The sequence below is a fragment of the Vibrio sp. J383 genome, assembly GCF_023503985.1.
Taxonomy (GTDB): Bacteria; Pseudomonadota; Gammaproteobacteria; order Enterobacterales; family Vibrionaceae; genus Vibrio; species Vibrio splendidus.
In genome coordinates, this window is sequence record NZ_CP097294.1 from 280,981 (window position 1) to 303,774 (window position 22,794).

A 22,794-nucleotide genomic window follows, 5' to 3' on the forward strand; every position below is an offset into this window, starting at 1 on the left:
ACCTGAATTTAAGCATTGAATTAAAAACAAACAAGTTAAAAACAATATGGAGAAAAACATGTTTACACGAGCCCTAACGCTATTGGCGCTGTGCCTTTCTTTACCTGCATTGGCTTATCAAGAAGGCGATTCTTTATCACCAGACGTTATCGAGAAACTGCAACTTAACAAGGATGAACTGACCATTATCGACTTCTTTGCAGAGTGGTGCGTCTCTTGCCGCGAAGAGCTACCAGAAGTCAATCAACTCTACACCGAACTCAAAGGCACAGGCGTCACGTTTAAAGGCGTTGATGTGGATGAAGATGTTGAGGTTGGCTTGGAGTTTCAAAAACAACTCGGACTGGAGTTCCCTGTTGTTAACGACCCTGAACAAGCGTTGATCGCAGAATTTAAACCTATCGGCATGCCTGCGCTTTACTACATCTATCAAGGCAAGGTTATCAAGATTCGTTTTGGTGCCATTAACCACATTAGTGACGTGATTACTGACGACCTCACCAAGATGGGAGTGCCACTGTAATGCTAATCAAAGTCACCCTTGTTGGGCTACTCGCTATTCCAATGACGGCTAATGCCACGCTAGAACTCGACCTCAGTGGTCTGGGCAAAAAGCCCGTTGAGCAGCAAGCCACTGACAAAAACGAAGGTCCTCTCGTTGAAGAGGAGATCATCTCCAGCACCGTTTATTCAAGTGGCGGTGATTATTCAAACCAAGAAGCAAAACGTGCAACCAGACGAAACATTGAAATGGTTAAACCCAAGGCAAAGCAACTGATTATCGAACAGAAAGCACCAGAAGAGAGTAACAAACCTTCTGCTTTGGCTTTCGTTGATGAGTTCCTTGGTATTGAACCCGTAAAGCCTTGGGAAAAAGGCACATTGGCTCAAAAAGAGATGAAACCCGGTGGCACGGTGCCTGAATTCGACGTCTTTTCTGAAAAGGTGTTCGCTTACAAACAAGGTTCCGTCGGCGGCAGTGGTGTTGGTGGCGGTGGCTGTGGTTGTAACTAACCGATCCATCAACGAACAAATCAGTATTTAAAAAAACAAAATAAGAAAAAAATGAAAAAATTACCAATTACGCTGCTGAGTGCAGCGGCAGTGGCTAACGTGGCATTAGCTGAAGATCATATCTCTGTTCATTACCTTAGCTATGAGGAATACGATGACAGAGTATCAGCCAATGACACCATGGTTTCGATCGAGAAAAGTATCGGCTTAGATTGGACACTCAACGCAGAGATAAGCTACGACAGTGTTTCAGGCGCCTCTCCAGCATGGGGGCCTACAACACCTCCTGCTTCCAATGCCGATCAGGTAAACCGCGCCCTGAAAACTCAACAAGCACAGAATAAAACCGACGAGGTTATTCGTGCAGGCTATGATCCTCACCGCAGTGGCTATGAAATCCAAAAAGTAGGCCTTGAAGACACCAGAAAATCCATCAGCTTAAGCGCGACCTATCGCGATACCTTACGTAATGAATGGACTCTCGGTGGTAACGCCTCTCAAGAAGAAGATTACGAAAGCCTTGGTATCAATGCCAAAGGTTTGGTCTATGCCGATAGCACTAAAAACCGCTCTTACAGTCTAGGTGGCTCTGCCCTTTTCGATCAGACTCAAGCGTTCGGCAAATACTCGTTGGCTTCATCAAACAGCCAGAGCTGGGAAGACATTTTCACGGGCAGTTTAGAAGCCGGATTATCACAAACCTTCACGCCGAATCTATACAGCATTTTTACTGCTTACACGGGTTACCGTAGTGGCTATTTGAGCAATCACTATTTAACGGTTCTGCGTGAAGTCGATATCAACGACGACGGAAAGATCGATGATGATGAAGTGTTCTTGGGACAAGATTCTCGACCGGATACGCGACTCTCTGGCGGTATTAATATCCAAGCTTTTTACTCATTGTCCGACAGTCTAAAAATACGACCAAGATACAAATGGTTTATGGATGATTGGGGCGTAATGTCTCACCAGTTAGGCGGCAAATTATCTTGGCGAGTGAGTGAATGGTTAACCTTGGCACCGGGCTATTTTTGGTACACGCAAGATGCAGCCGATTTCTATCGCGACCCAAGTAGTGCGGATCCTTCTTTTGCATCGTCAGGCTACGCGACTTCAGACCTTCGCTTAGGCAACTTCACAGCTAATGCTTATGAACTGGGGGCGAGTATCAAGGTACATAAGAAATTACGCTTAAATGCGCTTGCTGCGTACTACGAACAAAGCAACGGTTTTGAAGCACAGTGGTGGGCTGTTGGAGCAACCTATGAGTTCTAACCTGCCCTTTGTACATCGCTTTCATGCCATGACCGTACCGTGTGAAGTGCAAATTTTGTCGATGGATTTGGCTAATTTTCCAAAGGCAAGCGCAACAGCAATAGCGACTGAGATAGAGCAAAACACACGCCGATTAGAAGACAAATATAACTTCTACTGCAACGACTCGTGGTTAACACAATGCATTAATCAAAGAGCGTCATGTGATGTCGAACTCGATTCTGAATCTGCCGAGGTTTTTCAACATCTCGACCGATTAAGTCAACTGACGTTCGATACCTTTGATACCACGGTCGGCAGTATCAAACATCTTTTAAAACAAAAGCCGAAGATGTTGCACAGCCATGCTTTCCAAGCCTTGTCTTCTGCTTTGGGTAAGCAAGCGTGGGAGCTGAAAGGGACAATGGATCAAAAAGGGGCCGTCGTTCTACAAGGGACAAGGCTACACGTCCCTGATTCCCGTACTCGCTTCGACTTTGGCGGCGTCATCAAAGAGTACGCCGTCGACCAAGCCGTAGCGATCGGAAAACAACTCGGCGCGACGTCGATGTTAGTGAATTTTGGCGGTGACATCTATGCGTTAGGCACCAAACCGGATGGCTCGGCATTTAACATTGCTGTATTAGATCCAAGAGACAACAAGACCCCATTTTTCGCCGTTCCGTTAACGAACGCAGCGCTCACGACCTCAGCTCACAGTGAACGCCAAGTGCAATTTGGTGACAAGACCACCTCTCATATTCTGTCAAAGCAAGATGTCGAGCAGAAGATCCTTTCTGTTACCGCTATCTCGTCGTCCACATTGGAAGCCGGCGTGCTCAGTACTTCACTGACATTGAATCCCAACATATCAGTACCTGAAGATAGCGCTGTTATCTACATCGACGATCAATTACACATTCACCAAAACACGGAGTTCCTTCATCCATGAAGTGCTACCTACTTACGTTAATTTTATTGTTTAGCGGATTGTTACATGCTCAAGAAAACGAGTTTCTTCCTGTTGAAGAAGCTTTCCCCGTATCTTGGGAAGCCACAGTTCAAGGCGCGGTAATCAGCTTTGATACCCACAAGGGTTACTACCTGTATCAATCTCGATTTTCGTTCAAAGGTGAGTCGTCATTATCTACGTTAGAACCGAGTTATTCACTGCCAGGTGAAGAGAAAGAGGATCCTAACTTTGGTAACGTCATCGTATTTCACGAGCCCGTTACCGTTACTGTTCCTTACTCGGGAAGTGGCAAACTCACCGTGCGTTATCAAGGCTGCGCAGACAAAGGACTTTGTTATCTGCCGCAAAAGTTAGAGCTCGATTTACCTATGCTCGAAACCGTAGCTGAAACCCTAATTGAGGAGCCATCAAACTCTCTATATCAAACCCTAGGTGAGATCAGCGAGGATACGAATGGCTTATCTTCGTTCCTATCTCAAGCCGGTAAGTTACAAGCGCTTCTTGTGTTCTTCTTACTTGGTCTAGGCTTGTCCCTAACGCCATGTGTACTGCCGATGATTCCGATTTTGGCTAGCATCATCGGTGGCGAAAAAGCGATGACAGGCAAAAAAGGCGCGGCACTCTCCAGTTCTTACGTTTTGGGTATGGCGACCAGCTATGCCATGACGGGGATCTTAGTCACCACTTTGGCAAAAGGGGTCAACCTGCAAGCCGCGATGCAACAACCTTGGTTGTTAAGTAGCTTTGCAGCGGTTTTTGTTCTGCTTGCGTTGGCGATGTTCGGATTCTATGAACTCCAACTGCCTGCTGCCCTTCAGCAAAAACTCAACAGTGGTTCAGACAAACTTGGCGGCGGCAAAATCGCCAGTGTCTTTGCTATGGGCGCAATCTCAGCCTTGGTGGTGTCACCTTGTGTCAGTGCGCCATTGGCTGGTGCGTTACTGTACGTTTCAACCACTCAAGATTGGATGTTTGGCGGAGCAACTCTGTTCGTAATGGCGCTTGGTATGGGCGTACCACTTATCGCTATCGGAGCGAGTGGCGGGCGTTTGTTATTAAGAAGTGGCGCATGGATGGTTTCAGTTAAGCAAGTGTTTGGCGTACTGCTATTGGCTGTTGCCATTGTCTTGTTGAGCCGCTTTGTTGCTCCATCGATTATTATGATCTTATGGGCGCTGCTTGCTATCGGTTCCGGTGTACATTTCGGGGCTTTAGAAGCTGCACAACCGGGTTGGGCGCGTTCTCGTAAGTTCTCTGCTTTGCTGCCACTGAGTTACGGTCTCATTCTATTTGTCGGATTCTTCTTGGGTAATACCGATCCTCTGAACCCACTTGAAAACAAGGAGTCAGTCCAATCCATTGCGATCACTCCCTTTGAAAAAACAGACTCTATTATTCAGCTAGAACAACAGTTGAAGACCGCAGCGAGCGGCGGCCAAAAGGTGCTAGTCGACCTTTACGCAGACTGGTGTGTGTCTTGTAAGGTGATTGAAACCAACGTGTTCAACGACCAACAAGTGAGCCAACAGCTTAAAGAGTGGAAGACCATAAAACTTGATGTGACAGAAAGCTCCCCCGAGCAAATGGCGTGGCTCAACGACAAAAATGTGTTCGGTCCACCAGCTATTTTCTTTTACTCACCCGCCAGTGGTGAAATAGAGCCTGCGCGAGTAATGGGGGATATTGATAAAGAGGGTTTCAATAAAAAACTCAAACTTGCCAATAAGCTCGCTTACACACGAACAACAGAAGCTGATAGCCAAACGAACTAAGGCCTACGCGAGATAAAATCAAAATCGCCCAATCATAAACTGGGCGATTTTTTCTTATTTGGTTTGCAGATATGAGGCAATGTATTCTGGGTTTTCTAGCTGCTCAATAACCGTTTGAGTCAATTGCTCAGTATACGGGTTGATCTTCCAGTGCTCTGGGCTCCAACCTTTTACGAAACGTTGAAAATCAGCCCACGCTACATAAAACATTGGTCTCCATGAAGCTTCGACTTCATCGAACGAAAGCTGTGGCTGATAGTACGTCAATGCCTCTTCCAAGTATCGGAAGTAAGTCTCTAACATCTGTGATTCAAGCTCTGCACAATCTTGCGGCCTCACCGCACTGCTCATAAACAGAGCCACGTCTTTCATCGCACAACCATGACCCACATATTGGAAATCGACGGCAGCTGCATTTTGGCTTTCTGAATCAAAACAGAAATTGGCAAGCTTGGCGTCGCCATGTACCAAAGTTTGATACGGACATTCTTTTAGTAAACGGTCGATGTGCTTGGCTTGGTTCTTCAATGGTAAATCAGCCAAGGCATTAAACTCATCAGGGCGTGTGTCTAGATGCCAGTATGTGCCGACTTGCCACAATGATGACGACTGTTGTTGATTGATATTAATGTGCTTTGCGTGAAAGTTAGCGAGCCATTTAAGACAAGCATCGCGTTGTTTTTGCTCGATTGAGGTGTAGGTAGACGCGCATTCGTACGGAGTATCTTTGGTTGCCAGATCGTCAGAAACAGCAAGCACATCAAACTGAGAGATCAACGGAAAGCCGATTTCGGCCAAGTCTTGCATCACAATCAGCCATTCATTCTCTTGTAACTCACAATGCAGCCCTACAGGTACAGGGCAACGCTCATCCCACGGTTGAGTGAACGATTGATACCAAGCCGTTTCCACTTGGTAAGAGTGCACCTTTCGTTGGTGAGAGAGTTTGGTATTCCAACCCTTTGGGTGTTCTGCTTTATCTGGTAACGCGACATGTTTAACAATCACACTTTTCAGTTCAGCATGGCCTTCTTGAGAAAAGACCAAGCGAACTAACTCGCCATATCCACCCCACAGGCGTTGAATCACTTGGACATCAAACCCTTGGTGACAACCCAACGAGGTCGCTATTTTTTGATAAAGCTCATTTTGATAAAACTCTTGTTGATAAAGCTCTGGCTGATTTTGACTTGAACTCGCTTCAGGTTGAACCCGATTGTTTGGCGGTATTGATTGAGACATATTACTCGTTGCTATGCTTTATCAGATAGAAGATGTGACCACTGTGGCTGCCTATTCATGTAGTGAACGACATAGCTACAAACTGGCACAATTTTGAAGCCTGCTTGTTCAATTTCAGGCAAGACCGACTCCATCATCACCTTGCCAAAGCCCTTGCCTTGTAGTTCATCAGGGATTCGTGTCGAGGTGATATGTAATACATCTCCGTCCTTTTGATACTTAACGACCGCGAACTGGTTAGGTTCTAACTCAACCGTGATCAAGTTCTCGTCTTGAATCCACTTTATTGCCTGCATTCTCAACTCCTAAAAATAATTGATACGACAAACAATTAAAGTTTGAAGTATGAGTTCCATGTAATAAACTAACGCAAGTGCATATAAACAAAACTAAGTACTTCAAACAACGGATATTTTTAGAGAACGCTGATTTACATAAAATCAAAAGCAAATAATAACACTCTATAAATAATTCAAAGTACTTACATTAAATCTAGCACGTAACAACCCCTTGTTAGCAAGTTATCAATATCTAACAGACGCATGTTGGCGCATGGAGAACACAAAATGAACGCACCACTGAAGAAGCCTTTGGAGCATAATCAGGCACTTCAAGACCCTCGTAACCGCACCGTTTCTACGATTAACAGCACTGATGCTCTGGCCATGATTGAACACGGCAGTGAACTGACGTTGAATGTCTCGACTCCGGTTGGCACTAAGTTTCTCGCGACTACTAAGTTTATTGGTACGCACAGTGATAACTGTATTGTGGTTGAGTTACCAGAGGTATCTAACGAAGACCTGAACTTTTTCTTTCAAGAAGGTTTTTGGATGACCGCTCGTGCCTATTCTCTACGAGGTGAAGGCGCACTTATTCACTTTAGAAGCCAAATTCACCATAAGATTGGTGAACCTTTCCCTATTCTTGTGCTTTCGACACCAAGCACGATGCAAGTCACTCAGCTGCGTAAAGAAACACGCTATGAAGTGAACTTGGCTTCAAGAATTATCTTCAACGACCAACGAGCAAACTGTGAGATAAGAGACTTATCGAAAAGTGGTTGTCGTTTTGTGACCTCACCGACCTCTCGTGCAATTCAGATTGCCGATCGAGTGTCTATCGAGATTACACCTGAAAACTACAATGGCCCTCTTATCCCTCCATTGAGAGGCATCATCTGTAATCTGCAAAAATCGACGCACTACGCTCGATACGGTGTGGAATTTGATGATATTGGCCGCGCTAACGCTAAACACTTGTTGGCAAAATTGAAGTTCGATGGCATCAAGCTCTGCTTACGAAACGGCTAAGATCATTTAACACACTGCGCTCATCAAATTCGTGAATTGACCAAATACAAACCACTCACTCGCGAGCAAAGTCGCAACCAATAAAAAAGCCATCGACTCTAGAATCGATGGCTTTTGCGTTGTGGCTGTTTTTATCTGTTTATCTGTTTATCTGTTTATCTGTTTATCTGTTTATCTGTTTATTTAGGCATAAACTAGCTAACTAGCTATACAACTATTTACGCAGTGCGTTCAGTTTAGCTTGAGCGATTCCAAAAATAGTATCAATTGGATAGCTACCCTCATCACTTGCCTCACCTGCGGCTTTGCCTGTGAACAGTTCAATCGCCTCTGTGACATGGTCAATCGCCCAGATATTGAACTCGCCTTTTTCAACTGCTTTCACGATGTCACCGCGCAGCATTAAGTTATGAACATTCGAACGTGGGATTATCACCCCTTGTTCGTTTGAACGTCCTTTGATTTCACACACATCAAAGAAACCTTCAATTTTCTCGTTCACACCACCAATAGGCTGAGACTCACCGAACTGGTTCATTGAGCCGGTAATTGCGATGTCTTGGCGGTTTGGCTGCTTAGAAAACGCAGACACCACCGCACAGAACTCGGCCATACTCGCACTGTCACCATCGACGCCACCATACGATTGTTCGAAGGTGATGTTAGTAGTGAGCGGGACTTTAGCTGTCTTACCAAATACCGAAGAAAGATAAGCCGATAAGATCATCACCCCTTTCGAGTGAATACTGCCACCTAGGTCTACATTTCTTTCAATATCAATCACTTCACCGTCACCGTAAGCTGTGGTAGCCGTAATTCGGTTCGGCGCTCCAAACATATGATCTGTTGTGCTGAGTACTGACAGAGCATTCACTTGCCCAACCGCCTGACCATCAACATGGATTAGCGTTGTACCGTTAGTGAAGGTTTCCATTACGCTGTCTTGCAATCGTCCGACACGCATCTGTTGGTTAGATAACGCTTGGTCGACGTGCGTTGCACGAATCAGGTTCGATTTTGAGCCTCTCGCTACGTAGTTTGACTCACGAAGCAGATTAGCAATGTGTGCTGAATGCAGCGACAACTTACCTTGGTCACCCGCCTGACGAGAACTGTGCTCAATGATGCGAGCAATCGCTTTACGATCACAATGCAGCATGTTGTTGTCGTGCACGATGCTCGAAATGAAGCGTGCATAATGCATTTCAGAATCCGCAGTACGCTTCATCTCATCTTCAAAATCGGCTGTGACACGGAACAGTTCACCGAACTCCGCATCGTAATGTTGCAATAGTTGGTAAGTACGGTAATCACCAAACAAAATGATCTTAACGTCTAATGGAATGGGTTCAGGATCAAGCGATACCGCTCCCGTTAACGTGACCTCTTTTTCTAATGAAGTGAAGCTCAATTGACGCGAACGTAGCGCGCGCTTCAGGCCTTCCCAAACATAAGGCTGTTCGAGGACTTTAACCGCATCCATCAACAACACACCGCCATTGGCTCTATGTAAACTACCAGCGCGAATCAATGAGAAGTCCGTAAATACAGTGCCTTTAAAAGTTGCCGTCTCGACATAGCCAAACAGAGAGTGATAATTCGGATTCTCTTCAACCACGATCGGCAGTGTCTCCTCCTTCTGGCTCACAATCACGTTAACCTTGTAGCGACGCGGCATTTTCTTATCCAAAGAGGCGGTCGCAACTTCTGCTTGCTCTGTGCTCTCTTCCAAGAAAATATCTGCGTTGTCGACAATGTCTTTACGCAGTGCCGTCAGGTACTTTTTGATATCTGGATATTGGCTGTAATCTTGCTTCAACTGCTTGATGAAGTGCGTGATCACATCTCGCGCCGTATCATCATTGAGCTTTTGAATTTTCTCTGTATACGTCTCTTCAAGCTCGGTCAGTTCGCGAGAAATGGTTCGTAGGCCCACTTCCAATCCATCAATGGTTTTATCGAACTGGTCTTGCTCTTCCGACGAAAGTAGATCGAAGCTCTCTTCGGTATGAAGATCATCCCCATTCATTGCGACAAACTGGTAATCACCCTGAGTAGTAATCGTCAGGTTGATACCCTTATCTTTCGCTTCTTGGCTAATTGTTTCGAGCGCAGCTTGTTGCTTCGTGGCCAATTGGTTTTTAAGCCTATCTGCACGGCTAAAGTACATCTCATTGTCGAATGCGAGCGGCATGGCTTTAAGCAATTTACGCATCAGCTTTTCAATGTCTTGCTTTAAGCTGCTGCCCACGCCACGTGGTAACTTGAGTACCTTCGGTGTGCGAATATCTTCAAAGTTCGCGATATAACACCAATCAAAAAGCTCTTGGACCTCTTGAGTGTGTCGGTTTAAATAGCGCAAAATCATGGTGCGCTTACCCAAACCATTTCGCCCTATCGCATAAATGTTGTAACCCTTTTCCTTGATTGACATCGCGAACTCAACGGCCTTTTGTGCACGTTCTTGCCCGACGATTTCGTCAATTGGAGCCAGTTCTTTGGTCGACTTACATGGTAGCTTATCGAGTTCCGCTACCTTATACAGCTGTTCTGTATTGAGTCTTTGCATCGCCATCGCCGCCTCCTTAGTCCTTCATTACTTGGGTGTAGATAAAATCAGTGTAGATGTAATTTCCTATAAATTTAGTGACTTACGCAACATCGCTGTTCAACTGAGCAAATAACGCACAATTTGAGCCATTTTTAAGAATAACCGGCCACTTTATTTACCAACTTAACATGTGAATGATTTTAATTTGCATTTGATAATAAATATCATTAACATTTTTAGATATTATAAATTGAGGATGTGGATATGGAAATTGAACGATGCTGGATGCACTACCTAAAAGCTGAACAGTTAATGGAACAAGGTCACTGGCCAGAAGCACAGCGCCTGTATGGTGATGTTCTAACGTCTCTTCCTCACCACATCCAGGACGCTGCATACCAAAGCGACATCAAGCCCTGCCAATTTGCCTGTCTACTTGCAGGGCTTCGAGACGCAAGTGTCGCTCAATCGGAGATTTTCAACCGTTTAGGCCATCATCAACAAGCCTTCGACACCTTGAATCAGTCTTACGCACTGATGCAATTTATCTCTCTCGAAAGCACAGAACTGATCCAACGCACCTATTCACTGCTGGAAAAACAGAGTGAAGATCTACTCAATCACTTGATCGCTTTTTGCAGTGCTCAACGCAGTTCGTATTGGATGCTCGAACTAGAACAAATTCAACGTGCTCATCACCATTTTGGGCAACTTAAAACCACGTCAGAAGTGAAATCTTCACCTAATGTCTTAAATTGATAAGGATATATCATGTCGGACCGGGCCATTCTTAAAGTCAATAACCTCTCCGTTAGCTTCACAACCAATGATGGAATCATTGATGCGGTAAAAAAGGTTAACTTTACCCTTAATTCTAGCGAAACCTTGGCCATTGTTGGTGAATCAGGTTCAGGTAAATCAGTCTCTTCTAACGCACTCATGCGTTTGCTCCCTGATAACGCCATCATTGATGCTCAATCTGAAATAGAATTTGAGGGGCAATCAATACTTGGCAAGACTGAACGAGAAATGCAGTCAATTCGCGGCGACAGGATTGGCATGATCTTTCAGGAACCGATGACCTCTCTCAACCCATACCTGCGCGTGGGCACACAAGTGGCTGAAGCCATTATGTGCCACCGCAATGTATCGAAATCAAAAGCAAAACAGCGTGTGCTAGAGCTCTTCAATCTTGTGCATTTACCAATGCCAGAACAGGCTTACAACAAGTATCCGCATGAGTTTTCAGGCGGTCAGTTGCAGCGCATCATGATTGCGATGGCTTTAATCAACGAGCCCGATATTTTGATTGCCGACGAACCCACCACCGCATTGGATGTGACCGTACAAGCGGAAGTGCTTTCTCTTATCAAAGAAATCCAAAACAAAATGGGCATGGCAATTTTGTTCATCACCCATGACCTTGGCGTAGTAAAACATTTTGCCGACCGTGTTCTGGTGATGTGCAAAGGTGAGCTAGTTGAAGAAGGGATGACTCAAGCCTTATTCGAGAATCCAAGACACGATTACACACGCATGCTGATTAACTCGATTCCTAAAGGCGCTAAGGTTCCTGTTGAGGCGTCAGCCCCAGAGCTATTGTCTGCTGACGATATCCGAGTTCAGTTCTTGGTTAAATCACATTTCATCAAGAGTAAAAGTCAGTACTTCGAAGCCGTAAAAGGCATTTCGTTGAATCTTAAACAGGGCGAAACCTTGGGTATTGTTGGTGAATCCGGGTCAGGAAAATCAACACTGGGACGAGCGTTAATCGGCTTGCTGCCAAGTACCGGACGTATTGTTTATAAAGGCCAAGATGTCAGTTTATTAACCGACAAAGAACGCCATAAACTCAAGAAAGATGTACAAATGGTATTCCAAGACCCTTATGGCTCTTTGTCACCACGTATGACAGTTGGGGAAATCATCACCGAAGGCTTAACGGTGCATCAACCTCATCTATCCAAGCAAGAACGTTTAGAAAGAGCGCGCAAAGCATTGATTGAAGTTCGCTTAGAGCCGAATTCAATAAACCGTTATCCGCATGAGTTCTCTGGCGGGCAAAGACAACGTATCGCGATTGCTCGCGCACTGATTCTTGAACCTTCTTTCATTTTGCTGGATGAACCAACTTCGGCACTCGATCGCTCAGTACAACTGACCGTGATTGACCTGCTAAAAGACATTCAAGCCAAGCACAATATCGGCTTTCTGTTCATCAGCCACGACCTCTCGGTAGTGAAAGCACTGTCGGATCGTGTATTGGTGATGCAAAAGGGTGAAGTGATGGAAGAAGGGTCTGCAGAAGAGATTTTCAATGCACCGAAAAATGACTACACCAAGAAGTTAATCGCAGCGTCATTCGACTTAGAAAATAAATCGAAAAAAAATGCGGCGTAACGGGAACTAATCAACATTAACAGCGTCTTATAAGTACATTCTGAATAATCTCCTAATGGATTGAAATCTAGAATGGATATAGCAAAACTGGTTTGGCCGCCAAAAGAAAAATGTCGCATGGATGCGACATTTTTCGTTTCTGGCGTATATGAAAAATCGACTCAGTGATTATGAAAGTTTGCTAAAATTGACGGACTTTAAACAGGGTTAGCTGGTAGTCGGGTCACAGTAGCAAAGCGGCTTCGCTCAACTCATTTTTGGACATTTTCGAGTTACAGTTTTGAAAGTACTCTCAAAAAATTAGGAAGAAAAGAGAACTGCGTCATGTGCACATAGTATATCTGTAATCTTTTACCTTACTGGTGCGCTTTCTTGCTTATCGGCTTTAACACTTTCATAACTGACGACTGTTTCCACATACCAATACCTGTTAAAGCAAGAGCTGGAATAAAGCCCCATAGCGTAGCTGTAAGATATGCTTCATGACTTCCTAAGGGTGAATAGAACGCCGCACCAACAAATAGCGCTAAAATTATGTGCACCCATCTCAAAACTATTCTTATGTTTTTACCATTCATGACGCTTTCCTTGTGCTGTTATTTTAAGCTCTATGATAAGGCGGTTTTATCTATAGTTCTTATCATTGCGACAAACGGTGTTTTTAGAGCGTGAGTTGCTCTACCTTGAGATAAATGGGAAAAATTCATTTCAAGTGCCAATATAGGCACTCAAAAACTTAGAGAATAATAATCAGGCAAGTAAGTCTAATTGAAGAGGTCGAAATCAAGTTTAATCTCGCACTGGCACACTTAAAGGGGGCATTTTTTGATTCTGACCGTTTTATGCCACAGTTCAACTGCCGAGGAATACTCGATAATCGATTGATAGCTAATGTGCATGTTTTGCACATTAGCGAGTTCTATGACCTGTATGATGTTCCCTGAAACGTTTTGGGGCACTTTTGAGCTAGAAAGTGCCACGGGTAAAAATTCGACCTATGAAGGTTCTGGACTTAGATGAACCAGCAATGATGCTGGCTTTTAAGAAAAACAAGGTAACGTTAAGCAAACACTCGCAATCGATGCCCATCAGGGTCTAACGCAACAAAATTAATACCATATACAGACTCTTCGCGCTCTTGAGCAAAACTCACTCCTTGCTCTTTCCACTTTTCAAATAAGGTATCTAACTCGGTGCTGTTAATTGCAGGGACAGAGAGTTCAGTCCCGCCACCTCGAACTGAACTACTTGGCGTAAGTGTATCAGTTTGTTTTAGGGTAATTTTTACGTTTTCAGCAAACTCGACTACCGCAAAGGTTGGCGATAAAAGCTTAGGTTCACATTCAAAGACTTTCTTATAAAAGGTCATGCTGAGTTGGATGTTTTCAACATAAAGAACAATAGAATCAATAGTTAACATAGTTGTAAATCTTCATTTTCGAAATGGATGAACTAAGTGTAACCACAAGTACTGACAGTTTTTGTCAGTAACGAAAGCGCTTGTGTCCGATGCCCTCTAAAGCTTCCCATTCAGTTAGTAAAGTATGACGAGAACGCTCGTATTTAGGCTCAAGTTGTAAAAATGATTGAATTCTATCAAGTCTAAAATTACGGTAATCGTTCCGTGTTTCGCACCATGCAACCAAGATATTGTGTTGCTCAAACATACCTATAAGTATTGGCCACACAACCCTCTTGCTGATAGCACCTTTAGCGTCTTCGTAAAGAATTTCTGCTTTATGCTCTTTTTTTATCGTTACTTTTAACTCAGCCAGCTTAACCATCACCTTTGGTGCTTTGAGAATTGAAGCAACTCTGATGACGCTCTCAGTATGCTTAGCTTCATGATCAGAAGGCAACACAGCTGAAATCTTAGCAAGTGCATCAATGGCAGCTTCGTTAAATTCTCCGTTTGCTTGCTTTGCCACCCATTCAACTCCTAACTTAAGGGCTTCAAGCTCTTCTAAGCTAAACATCATCGGTGGCAAATCGAAGCTCGGTTTTAAAATGTAACCAAGCCCAGCTTCCCCCTCGATCTCTGCGCCTTGCGATTGCAAAGTTGCTATATCTCGATAGATTGTTCTTACACTAACATCTAGCTTATTTGCTAGATCCTCAGCTGAGACTGGATATTTATAGCGTCGAAGAAGTTGGAGTAAATCTAGGAGGCGTTGACTTCGTGACATAGCAAGAATCCATAAAATAAAGAACAGGTATAATGCACTAAAAGCGAATCAACTGATCGTTCAAGAAAAATATGAGTGGACGACGTAAATGATTTAATTGAGTTAAATAGTTCACTTCCTTGACTCTCGAAGCACGGAATGGGGCAGAAGTGTTTTAGCTCACCTGCTCCATATTGAACAATGTGAACGCGCAAATATAAGTAGTGAGATCGATAGCTTTACTCAGCGGCATTCCTGCACCATGGTTCGCATTGACATCAATACGAATCATCACAGGCACACCACCTGATGCTTGTCTTGAAATTAACGATACAATGACTTGGTCGACTCTCTGACGATTAGATCAATCGGTGGCAGTCGAGCTTCATGCCGCTCGCCAGATAACAAGTTCAAGATCGACTGAGCACACACTTCACCAATCTCTTCAATCGGCTGTCTCAGCGTCGTCAGGGCTGGCGTGAAATACTTAGACGTCGGCAAGTCATCAAACCCAATCACAGACACATCTTCTGGCACTTTATAACCGTGGTCAGACAGCGCCTTAATCGCCCCGTAAGCCGTTTGGTCATTAGCAGCAAACAAGGCGGAGAAGTGAACCTTAGATTCAATCAACTCCACCGTTTTCTCGTAGCCAGATTCACTACTGAAATCACCTTGTTTAACGAGTTTTGGCATCACTTTTATGCCCGCCTCTTGAAGTGCTTTCTTATAGCCTTCAAAGCGATTCCCCGAATCAGGTTGACTTGAAAGCCCCTTAATATGAGCAATATTCACATGCCCTTGTTGCAGTAAATGTAAGGTTGCCATGTAGCCGCCCAACACGTTATCAATGTTGATGGAGCGGACGTTATTCTCAACAAAATCGTAGCCAACCATCACGATAGGAATGTCTTGTGCATACTTGGCAATCTCTTCCTGAGTAATGCTTCCTGTCACGATGATCATGCCATCCACGTTGCTTTTTGCGAGATACTCCAACGCGTGCATTTCTAACTTTTTCTGCCAATGCCCTGTCGCGATCACTAACGAATAGCCTTGAGCGATCAGTGTTTTCTCCATGTCATTGAGAATACGACTGGTATAAGGGCTGTCAGGGTGTTGCACCAACACACCAATGGTGAGTGAACGTCGGTTGGTGTTTTCTTGCATTTGAAAATTAGGTTTGTAGCCCGTGTCTTTAATCGCTTGCTCAATATTTTGGCTTTTATCGTCAGACACATAAGTGGTTCGATTAAGGAAGCGAGACACGGTGCTGGGAGAAACGCCAGCCAGTCTTGCTACATCGTATACTGTTGTTTTTTTTGTTTTAGTGCGCATCTCGAATCCCTAATCAAGTGACATTTGAGGAGCCCAAAAGCTCCCCATCAGTTTCTACCTGCATACCACTGCTTTCGTTAAAACTCGTGTCATTAAGTTAATACATGTAGGCGAAGATCATCCCCGGTCTAAAGTAGCGACCAGCCGTATATTTCAAGCCAGTACTCAGTAACCATTTGTGTAAGCCTGCCAGCTTTTCTAACGGAATTTCACCACCCACCATTTTAACAAAATTATCAGTATCTTTCGTCAATGTTGGATTGATACGACCGTCAGACAGCACACAGTTTTGACATTTAAGTACACTTAGCCAGTTTTTCGCATCATTTTGTGTCAACTTAAAGGCTTCCATAAGATCTTTCTCATTGACAGACACAGAGCAATTGAACCCTTCTGGCGCTGCAAATGGAATTTTTGAATAGTCATAGAGTGCGGTATACACGGTATCCATCAATGTTTCTGCTTGCTGGTTTTTACCTGCCAGACTCAACGCCGTTGCGACACTAAACTGCACACCAATCCACACATCTTGAGCCTGAAATGCCTCATGCGGTGAACCGTCGGCTAACGTCATATTCGCAACACCCAACTTAGGACTATTAATTTCGAAGTTGTGCTTATAAACATAGTCCAATGCGCGTTGGATGTTCTCTTGCGGGAAAATACCGTCTAAGCCGATGAGCTTTAGGTAGCTGTCGGCCAACAAGGCATCACCAAAACTGTTGTCAGAATCTGGCACTAAATCTAAGTATTCTTGAGTAAAGGCTTGTGGCGCCGTCTCACTCAGCAAGCGTTTCTTAGAGACTCTTTGAGATACCTTACTGATGCTAATGGAGGTATCCGTTTCATTGAGATAGGTATTGAGCGTGTTCTTGTCAGCAATCGCATCGCCAGTCAATGAAAGCCCTAAGGTTTCCAGAGCTTGATAGCCTTCACCTGTTAAATGCTTGGCTTGAACTGGCGTCACGAAGAAATGGTAGTAACCCTCTTTGTCATCCCACAAGCTTTGCTCAACCGTGGCTAACGCCTTTCTAGAACGCGTTAAGTAACCGCTAGCTAGCTCGCTTTCACCCATCAATTGTGCAAGTTCACTCGCCGCTTGCAAGCCAGCAACCCACAGGCTCGCACAATAAATAGAGATGCCGTGAGAAGCTAGGTTATCAAAGGTATCGTCTGTTCCACGGGTTAACGGCAAATCATCACCCTCAGCGATCAAATTCGATAAGAAATCGATGCTTTCAGTTACCGCTTGCCAGCACTCATTAACCACAGAGAGATCTTGGGTGTTTTGGTAATGGCGGTACACCATCAGAATGTATTTCGGCGCTAAGTCCTTCCACTCTTTCACATTGTGCCAACTGTAAGCATCTGGCTGAATGTCAAATGGGCTGCCCAAATCGTGGATTACCGCACCTCGAATAGCGCGCACACCTTGGTACTTGTCATCAATCAATTCGGCATTGGGCGTCGCTTCGTATTCCCAGTATCGGCGCTCGGTAAAGTCTTCCGCCAAAATAGCTTTCGAGAACGCTTTCATCACACAGCCATCAAGCTCAGGCAATAAATAAAGCAACGAGAACGAGCCGTAGAAATACACATCCAGAGAGTTAAAGAATGGGTAGTCGACACACTCTTTAACCAAGAATTTATCTTCTTTATCCCATACCGTTGATTCCGCGAGGAAGGACAATGAGTTCATCGCCATCGTTGCATAGCGAAGTGCCGATTCAGGCTGCGAGATCTTGTTTTGAGCTTGCTCTAGGAAAGTTGTTTGTTGTTCGACGATCTGCTGCTCAATGGTTTCGAGCTTAGGCAACATGTCTTCTAACATAGGTAATGCAGGCTTTACTTGCGGGTAGAATTGCGTGTAAGCCTTATCTGAGTGCCAACCATTAAGCATGACTTTGCTGTGAGCCATCACCTGTGCAAAACGCAGGTCAACAGACTCGCCAGGTTCCAATTCAACCTGAACCACCACCAATGCGCTCAATGCTTCACGCCCCGTGTAAATTCCTGTTTGGAATTCCGCGTTGGTACGGCCTGTTTTCAGTGCGAACTCTGTTTGCTGAGCTGTCTTAGAGGTATAAAGCGTTGGTTTGACAGAAATCGAAACCTTACCAGATTCAGTCAAATGGTTATCCGCTTGAACACCAAACACCACTTCGCCTTCAATATCGCTTTGATAAGGCGATTGGCTAGACAATTGAACACCCGTAAAGCTGTGTCTTTCACCCTTTAAGTTAACCACTTCATGCTGCTGAGCAATCGGATTTTGAGACAAGGTACATGCCGAATCCTGAATACCATCACGGCCTTTTTGGTAGGTTGAGCCAATCAAGTTTTGAAGCGGCTGAGCAAGCGTAATCACGCGTGGTTGCGATGAATTATTGGTTAATTCGAAGTGATTCCAGTGCATCGGTAAAGAACACAGGCGTTTGTTCTCTTTAACGATCGGAGAGACTACTTTACGCTTTATATTAATATCGTCGAAGCTACTGTATTTATATTCAGCCAGTGGATATAAAGCTTGATATTCTATATCCCTGCCATTAACACTATCTATATCACAGCCATTGAGACTATCCATATCATTATTATCACCCGCAGTGAGTGATAATAATCTCGTTGTATCATTTATTAATAAACCATTAAAGAAATCTAAGGCTACATATAATTGACAAATAGTTGAACCTGAATCTTCTTCAATCAACAATTGAGTCTTATTTGAAAATTCAACGTTCCATTTTGTAAAGTTAGCTTTATTTTCTTGGTAGAATCGCCCATTTTTTAATGCTGCTTGAATGAGACTAATCGCATTCGACATTTCTCTACTTTCAATCTTTTTGCCATCAAACAAAGCAGGATAGAAATTCAGGTGAACGCTTAGCTCTTGTTCATTAAAAACTTGCAGCGTGTCGATGGTTGGCACATTCATCACTGACGCATAAAAATCATTAAAATTAATAACTTGCTCTGAACAATCGACAAAGATTCCCGGAATAAAGCTGAAGTTAGGCGTGTTGCCGTTTGGTGTGAGTGTAAATGTGTTACCAATTCCGCCGACTGCCATACCGGTATTTTCTGGTGTAGTCGAAATTGGCGTGTACCAAGGTTGAACAAATTCAACTGCATCACCTTTTTTACACAAGTGTTCTGAATTTCCTGAGTAGCTCGTATATGGAATTTTATTATTCATTTTAAAACCGCCATTGAATATTTTTTTCTTCTTGTTAATATCTTTTAAAAATGGAGACATCAACATGTTTAAAATTATAAATGAAAAATTTGGAAATATTGACTCTGTCACATTAATAAACCACCAACATGGTATAGAACTTCAAATAATCAATGGATTTGGCGCTGTTATTAATAAGTATATCGTAAATAACAGTCCATTCTCTTTTATTTTTGGTTATCAGAATTATGATGAACTGATCAACCAACATCCGTTCTTTTCCCGCAGTGCTAAATTATTCCCTTTTCCAAACCGTTTAAACTTAGGTCGTTACAGTTTCGATAACCAAAACCATCAACTCCCAGCTAACTTTCCTTGGTCTGATCACGCCGTACACGGCCTGCTCTACAACCAACCTTTTTCAATCACAAACAGCGTAGCCACTGAAGAATCCGCCAGTGTGACGTTGCAATATCAAACGTCGTCTTTGCATCCTGCTTTCCCGTTTGCTTTCAACCTTGAAGTCACCTTCACTATCGATATCATGGGTAAACTCACTTCCTCAACGACCGTTTCTAATCTTGGTGATTCAGCCTTCCCATTCGGTGATGCTTGGCACCCTTACTTTTCACTCGGCACTGAGCTAGCACAATGTGGACTCGCTATGTCGCCTTGCTCTGAGGTCATACACGAAAACGACCTACCCAATGGTGAAAAGCACGCTTTTGACCGTTTGTCTTTGGACGATTCACTCACCAATCAAAGCTTAAATCATTGCTTTGAATTTGATTCCAAGACAACCAATCAACTTGCGTTTACGCGCTCAGATTCCTCTGCCGCTATTCGCTACCAACAAGATGAAAGCTACCCATTCGTTCAGCTGTACACGCCAACTAGCGAGCAAAGTATTGCAATAGAACCAATGACTTGCCCCGCTGATGCCTTCAATAACCAGATGGGCTTATTGACACTTAGCCCGAACCAATCTCAAACCTTTACTTGGCAATGCCAAGCCAACTATCAACCCAACTAAGGCAAGCAAAGTAAAACAGCCGCTGAATGCGAAATCAGCCCCCAGAGAACGCATTGCTAACGAAAGAGCCAAACTAGAAAACCAAACGAAAGAAGCAATAAAGGGCGCATAAAGCGCCCTTCTCTTTGTTAACCTAAAATCACCTCGATGGTGTGCTCACCAGAGTTAAACACTGGCGCTTTGTTACCTGAAATCAGGTCACCATTCACCTTCATCTCCACCACACCCTTACACACGTTATTCGGGTTCGTGACATGAATATGATACGTCGCACCACGGAACTGACGACGGACTTTGAATTCAGGCCACTCAGCAGGAATACATGGGTCCACCAGCAAGCCATCCACTTCAGGGCGAACACCCAGAATCCACTGCGTACCCGCCACGTAAGTCCAGGATGAAGTACCTGAAAGCCATGCATTACGTCCTAAACCGAACTGTTTGTGCTCGTCACCCAGAATATTTTGTGGGTAGCAGTAAGGTTCAGATTCAAAGGTATCGATGTCATCGTTCTTAGAAGCCGGGTTGATTTGACGGTAGTACTCGTAAGCACGCTCACCGTTGCCCATTTTCGCTTCTGCGATCATCACCCATGGGTTTGAATGCAAAAAGATACCGCCGTTCTCTTTCGCACCTGGTGGGTAAGTTGAAACACCGCCTAGCTGAGGATCAAAGCCGTTGTAACCCGGTGTTGAAAGCTTGATGCCATTGGTAGTGTTTAGTTTGTTGTAAACCGAGTCTAGCGCCTGAGTCGCACGTTCTTGAGTCGCGAAACCAGAGATCACAGGCCAGCTTTGACCATTAGTGTAGATCTGACCTTGCTCGTTTTTATGCGAACCAATTGGCAAACCTTGCTCATCGAAATAACGAACAAACCATTCGCCATCCCAACCACATTCATTGACCGTACTCTGCATCTGCTGATATTGGTCTTTGAATTTAGCCGTCAGTTTCGCTTCGCCGCGCAACTCACATAGGTCCAACATATCGAGCAGTGCTTTGCCGTACATATTGGCAACCATCATTGACTCAGCACCTGTTGGTAGGTTCACCGTGTCATTCCAGTCAGCGAAACCTAACAGCGGTAGGCCGTGCTCACCAGTATTGGTGTAGGTAAACTCAATCGCGCGGCACAGGTGGTTCCAAACCGTTCCCGTTTCGACTGGGTTGCCCGCTTTGTCTTTTTGATAGAACGGAATATCTTTATTCAAGAAGTCTGCATTGCCCGTTTCTTTCACATATTGCGTCACCGCGTATATGATCCACAGGTGATCATCTCCGTAATAATCAGGGCGATCTTCTTCTTCTCGCGAGTCACCCGCGTTCGCTTCCATGGTTGATGGGAAGAACTGGTGCATCGCAGAACCGTTGGTGTTTTGCACAGACAACAGACGCTCGATAAACTCACGCGCCTCTTCCGGCATGTGAGTAATTACGCCTAAAGTATCTTGCGAAGAATCACGGAAACCGATGCCACGAGCCCCATAACCAAGCTGGTACAGAGACAGGTAACGAGACCAGTTTTTGGTTGTGTGACACTGACGTGGGTTATGTACGTTAAGCATTGAGTTCATTGCCGGATCTGGCGTTTCAACCTGAACCGCTTGTAGGTAACCATCCCAATGTTCAGCCAGTTCAGCGAAAGCAGAATCGACCACTTGATGGTCACGATATTTAGCCAGCAAAGGAAGTGCAGCTTCTAGGCTCTGTTCTTGCGCGATTTGTACAATCGTACGTTCTGTCTGCTCTGGAGATAACCAACCTAGGCGCAGGTTAAGTGCACCAATGTTGTCGCCACGCAAACACTCAGTATTGCCTAATTCATCATTGTTTAGTGCTTCTGGTGCTGCCCATGTGCCGTAGCCCAAATTCCCTAGGAACGATTGGCGATCACCATCAAAAGACGTCGCAGGGCGATCCGCTGTCATCAGGTTCACCGCGTAATCGCGCTTCATGAAAGCATACTGCTCAAGCACGGTATGACCCGATTCTTGCTGGTGTGCTTTCAGCGTCATGGTTTGTGGAACCCAGTCCGCATTGAGTAGCTGCTTAAGCGCATCGAAGTGCGTGAATTCGTAAACAGGCACCACATCAACGTGCAGTGCTTTGTCTGAAATGTTGGTGACTTTGATGTCTTGTAGCAGTACTTGGTCAGCTTTTGGTACAAAGAAGGTCGCTTCACAACGCACACCAAAGGCTTCTGCAATGATGGTGGTGTATGACAAACCGGTGTGATTTTCAAACTTATCGAGCGGCTTCAGAGTGGGTGTGTAGAACGGTGAGAATACTTCTACATTGCCCGCTTCATCACGCACCTTGAGGTACATTGTCGAACCTTTGAAATCTGAGTTTGGCAGTTGAGCAATGTACTTAGTGATACGGTTAAGTGCAGGATCGCCCTTACACAACAGAACGCCACCGTTGCTATCAACAATGCCACCGAAATCTAATGTGCCGACATAGTTACACCATTTGATCGGTGTACACGGTGTGGTTGCTACGTATTCTTTGTTTTTATCGTCAAAATATCCGAATTTCATCATCACTATCCCTAGCCCCTC

The 22,794-nt window shown here is 44.5% G+C and carries 18 protein-coding genes; 9 read left to right on the forward strand and 9 right to left on the reverse strand.

Annotated features, from left to right (window positions below):
- Positions 1–58 precede the first annotated feature (58 nt).
- From M4S28_RS17855 to dsbD, 5 genes are read left to right on the forward strand one after another with little or no spacing between them, the layout of a single operon-like run.
- Positions 59–523: a TlpA family protein disulfide reductase gene (locus M4S28_RS17855; RefSeq protein WP_249633395.1), complete on the forward strand. Its 465-nt coding sequence runs from the start codon at positions 59–61 to the stop codon at positions 521–523.
- Positions 523–1,014, forward strand: coding sequence for a DUF4266 domain-containing protein (locus M4S28_RS17860; RefSeq protein WP_017077000.1), 492 nt, complete (start codon positions 523–525; stop codon positions 1,012–1,014). The genes M4S28_RS17855 and M4S28_RS17860 overlap by 1 nt, the downstream gene beginning before the upstream one ends.
- 51 nt (positions 1,015–1,065) lie before the next feature.
- Complete coding sequence (locus M4S28_RS17865) at positions 1,066–2,292, forward strand: DUF3570 domain-containing protein (RefSeq protein ID WP_004732807.1); 1,227 nt, start codon at positions 1,066–1,068, stop codon at positions 2,290–2,292.
- Positions 2,282–3,223 carry an FAD:protein FMN transferase gene (locus tag M4S28_RS17870; RefSeq protein WP_249633396.1) on the forward strand — a complete coding sequence of 314 codons (942 nt, stop codon included), beginning with the start codon at positions 2,282–2,284 and terminating at the stop codon, positions 3,221–3,223. Before M4S28_RS17865 ends, M4S28_RS17870 begins: the two co-directional genes overlap by 11 nt.
- A complete protein-coding gene (dsbD, locus tag M4S28_RS17875; RefSeq protein WP_249633397.1) occupies positions 3,220–5,016 on the forward strand; it encodes a protein-disulfide reductase DsbD in 1,797 nt (598 codons plus the stop codon). Before M4S28_RS17870 ends, dsbD begins: the two co-directional genes overlap by 4 nt.
- Before the next feature lie 54 nt (positions 5,017–5,070).
- Here dsbD and M4S28_RS17880 read toward each other — a convergent pair whose 3' ends face one another.
- Positions 5,071–6,258: a phosphotransferase gene (locus tag M4S28_RS17880; protein WP_249633398.1), complete on the reverse strand. Its 1,188-nt coding sequence runs from the start codon at positions 6,256–6,258 to the stop codon at positions 5,071–5,073.
- Positions 6,259–6,269: 11 nt separating this feature from the next.
- The gene (locus M4S28_RS17885) at positions 6,270–6,554 is read right to left on the reverse strand and encodes a GNAT family N-acetyltransferase (protein ID WP_249633399.1); all 285 of its coding nucleotides are present in this window, start codon (positions 6,552–6,554) and stop codon (positions 6,270–6,272) included.
- Between the two features lie 270 nt (positions 6,555–6,824).
- On the opposite strand from M4S28_RS17885, the gene M4S28_RS17890 reads away from it, so the two are divergent.
- Positions 6,825–7,571, forward strand: coding sequence for a flagellar brake protein (locus M4S28_RS17890; protein ID WP_249633400.1), 747 nt, complete (start codon positions 6,825–6,827; stop codon positions 7,569–7,571).
- Between the two features lie 214 nt (positions 7,572–7,785).
- On the opposite strand, the gene M4S28_RS17895 is transcribed toward M4S28_RS17890, so the two are convergent.
- Positions 7,786–10,146 (reverse strand): Lon protease family protein, encoded by a 2,361-nt coding sequence (locus M4S28_RS17895; RefSeq protein ID WP_249633401.1) that lies wholly within the window; start codon positions 10,144–10,146, stop codon positions 7,786–7,788.
- Positions 10,147–10,386: 240 nt separating this feature from the next.
- Between M4S28_RS17895 and M4S28_RS17900 the strand changes: the two genes are divergently transcribed.
- Positions 10,387–10,881, forward strand: coding sequence for a hypothetical protein (locus M4S28_RS17900; protein WP_004732800.1), 495 nt, complete (start codon positions 10,387–10,389; stop codon positions 10,879–10,881).
- Positions 10,882–10,893: 12 nt separating this feature from the next.
- Positions 10,894–12,522, forward strand: a complete 1,629-nt coding sequence (locus M4S28_RS17905) for an ABC transporter ATP-binding protein (RefSeq protein WP_249633402.1) — start codon at positions 10,894–10,896, stop codon at positions 12,520–12,522.
- A gap of 356 nt (positions 12,523–12,878) precedes the next feature.
- Here M4S28_RS17905 and M4S28_RS17910 read toward each other — a convergent pair whose 3' ends face one another.
- The 5 genes from M4S28_RS17910 to M4S28_RS17930 form a co-directional block, all read right to left on the reverse strand.
- Entirely contained in the window at positions 12,879–13,100 is a 222-nt protein-coding gene (locus M4S28_RS17910) for a hypothetical protein (protein ID WP_249633403.1), read from the reverse strand.
- Between the two features lie 482 nt (positions 13,101–13,582).
- Positions 13,583–13,942 (reverse strand): VOC family protein, encoded by a 360-nt coding sequence (locus tag M4S28_RS17915; protein ID WP_249633404.1) that lies wholly within the window; start codon positions 13,940–13,942, stop codon positions 13,583–13,585.
- 64 nt (positions 13,943–14,006) lie between these two features.
- Positions 14,007–14,708: a helix-turn-helix transcriptional regulator gene (locus M4S28_RS17920; RefSeq protein ID WP_249633405.1), complete on the reverse strand. Its 702-nt coding sequence runs from the start codon at positions 14,706–14,708 to the stop codon at positions 14,007–14,009.
- A gap of 303 nt (positions 14,709–15,011) precedes the next feature.
- Positions 15,012–16,025, reverse strand: coding sequence for a LacI family DNA-binding transcriptional regulator (locus M4S28_RS17925; protein ID WP_004732795.1), 1,014 nt, complete (start codon positions 16,023–16,025; stop codon positions 15,012–15,014).
- 97 nt (positions 16,026–16,122) lie between these two features.
- Positions 16,123–19,221, reverse strand: coding sequence for a GH116 family glycosyl hydrolase (locus tag M4S28_RS17930; protein WP_249633406.1), 3,099 nt, complete (start codon positions 19,219–19,221; stop codon positions 16,123–16,125).
- Between the two features lie 64 nt (positions 19,222–19,285).
- Between M4S28_RS17930 and M4S28_RS17935 the strand changes: the two genes are divergently transcribed.
- Entirely contained in the window at positions 19,286–20,233 is a 948-nt protein-coding gene (locus M4S28_RS17935) for an aldose 1-epimerase (protein WP_249633407.1), read from the forward strand.
- A 128-nt stretch (positions 20,234–20,361) separates the two neighbouring features.
- On the opposite strand, the gene M4S28_RS17940 is transcribed toward M4S28_RS17935, so the two are convergent.
- Entirely contained in the window at positions 20,362–22,776 is a 2,415-nt protein-coding gene (locus tag M4S28_RS17940) for a glycoside hydrolase family 94 protein (protein ID WP_249633408.1), read from the reverse strand.
- Between the last annotated feature and the right edge of the window lie 18 nt (positions 22,777–22,794).